Origin of the sequence: Ralstonia sp. ASV6, assembly GCF_016429285.1 — a bacterium.
GTDB classification, from domain to species: domain Bacteria; phylum Pseudomonadota; class Gammaproteobacteria; order Burkholderiales; family Burkholderiaceae; genus Ralstonia; species Ralstonia flaminis.
In genome coordinates this window covers 1-302 of the sequence record NZ_JAELUI010000631.1, presented here as the reverse complement: position 1 = coordinate 302, position 302 = coordinate 1, and the positions used below count along the sequence as shown (strand labels likewise).

The following is a 302-nucleotide window of genomic DNA, read 5'->3' as shown; positions in this document are numbered from 1 at the left end:
ACGCAGATCTGCCTCGACCATCATCTGGCAAAGCTGTTCGAGCGTGGTTTGCGGCTTCCAGCCCAGTTCGCGGGTCGCCTTCTCCGGAGTGCCGATCAGAAGATCCACTTCAGCAGGTCGATAGAACCTGTCTCTTATACACATCTCCGAGCCCACGAGACATGGCGCCTGATCTCGTATGCCGTCTTCGGCTTGAAAATGGGGGGGGGGGGGGGGGGGGGGGGGGGGGGGGGGGGGGGGGGGGGGGGGGGGGGGGGGGGGGGGGGGGGGGGGGGGGGGGGGGGGGGGGGGGGGGGGGGGGG

At 70.9% G+C, this 302-nt stretch carries 1 pseudogene; it reads right to left on the bottom strand.

The features are described from left to right. Nucleotides 1–147: pseudogene (locus tag JHD73_RS29445) on the bottom strand (GDP-mannose 4,6-dehydratase); the annotation flags it as partial. Nucleotides 148–302 lie beyond the last annotated feature (155 nt).